This window comes from Aeromonas piscicola (assembly GCF_000820005.1).
GTDB classification, from domain to species: Bacteria; Pseudomonadota; Gammaproteobacteria; order Enterobacterales; family Aeromonadaceae; genus Aeromonas; species Aeromonas piscicola.
In genome coordinates this window covers 1-1616 of sequence record NZ_CDBL01000053.1, presented here as the reverse complement: position 1 = coordinate 1616, position 1616 = coordinate 1, and the positions used below count along the sequence as shown (strand labels likewise).

Here is a 1616-nt window from a genome sequence, read left to right as displayed (position 1 = left end):
GGCGATGAAGCGGGTGATGGTGCGGCGAATGGCGCTGTGGCGGAAGATGTCCTTATGCAGCAGTACCTCCTCCTCCAAAATGGTCTTGCCCAGATCGAATACCGCCAGCGCCAGGGTCAGGAATATGATGGCGCTGAAGGCACCGATCCGGTTTTGCTGTGTCCCGCACAGCAGCAGGTAGAGCTGCTCCAACCCATGCCAGATCAGGGTGGCGACTATGAGGAACAGCGCCATGCTGAGCACCACGTAGACGGCCTTGAACCAGGGCATGGCCCGGCGGCGTTCTCTGTCCCCCATCAGCCAGGCGATCAACTGATTGAGGCAGAGCGTCAGCTCCCGGCCATGACCCTGCACCACCAGGCGCAGTTGTGCCTGCGGTGCCGGCACGGGGGGCAGGATCCTCGCAGGCTCATGGCTCTGGCCTATGGTCAGTATGAAGGGATAACTCCTGAGCGAGTCGAGGGGGGCAGTGAGCAGCCCCAGCAACAAGGGGGTCAGTTCGGTTTCGTATTCCTGATAGCGCCGCAGCACATCGATGGGGCTCATCTCTGCCATACACACCTCGGTCAAGTGGGCTCCTGCTTATGGTGTGCAAATAGTGGGCCCGCTTTATGACAAGAATGGCAGGGGTTGTTGCACCAGAGAGTGGCAAACAGGCGGAGGCCATAGGGGGATTGCACCAGAACCGTGATAGGGAGTTGGGTGGGCCAGGCATGGTGCAATGAAAAAGGGCCCGCGAAGGGCCCTCTCATCAAACCGGGTCGGGATTAACCCGCCAGCTTGGCAAAGCTGCGCTCGGCGGCAGCCAGGGTATGTTCAATCTCCTTGTCACCGTGCGCCAGCGACAGGAAACCTGCCTCGTAGGCGCTTGGTGCCAGATAGACACCTTCCTCCAGCATCAGATGGTAGAAGCGCTTGAAACGCTCCATGTCGCATCGGGTCACCTGCTCGTAGCGGGTGATCTCGGCCTCGTCGGTGAAGAAGAAGCCGAACATGCCGCCCACGTAGTTGATGGCGAGCGGAATGCCGTGCTTGGCGGCGGCGGCTTTCAGCCCCTCGGCCACCCGGGCTGTCTTGGCGTTCAACTGGTCATAAAGGCCCGGTTCCAGCAGCAGATCCAGCATGGTCAGGCCGGCGGCCATGGCCACTGGGTTGCCGGAGAGGGTGCCAGCCTGATAGACAGGGCCGGTCGGGGCTATGTACTGCATTACCTTCTTCTTGCCGCCGAAGGCGCCCACCGGCATGCCGGCCCCTATGATCTTGCCGAGGGTGGTAAGGTCGGGCTCGATGTTGTAGTGGCCCTGAGCACCGCGCAGGGAGACGCGGAAGCCTGTCATCACCTCGTCAAGGATCAGCAAGGCGCCGGCCTCGTCACAGATGGCGCGCAGCCCTTCCAGGAAGCCGGGCACCGGTGGGATGCAGTTCATGTTGCCGGCCACCGGCTCGACTATGATGCAGGCGATCTCGCTGCCGTACTGGCTGAAGACTTCTCGCACCGAATCCAGATCGTTGAACACGCAGGTCAGGGTGTGCTTGGCGAAATCGGCCGGCACACCCGGGCTGTTGGGCTGACCCAGCGTCAGGGCGCCGGAGCCTGCCTTGACCAGCAGGGAGTC

The 1616-nt window shown here is 62.1% G+C and carries 2 protein-coding genes; both read right to left on the bottom strand.

All coding sequences use genetic code 11. From position 1 onward, the window contains the following. The coding region (locus BN1128_RS12985) for a hypothetical protein (RefSeq protein ID WP_042869531.1) at nt 1–555 on the bottom strand (555 nt) is incomplete at its 3' end. Nucleotides 556–767: 212 nt separating this feature from the next. Beyond that, nucleotides 768–1616: glutamate-1-semialdehyde 2,1-aminomutase (locus BN1128_RS12980; RefSeq protein WP_042869406.1), on the bottom strand; the 849-nt coding region annotated here is incomplete at its 5' end.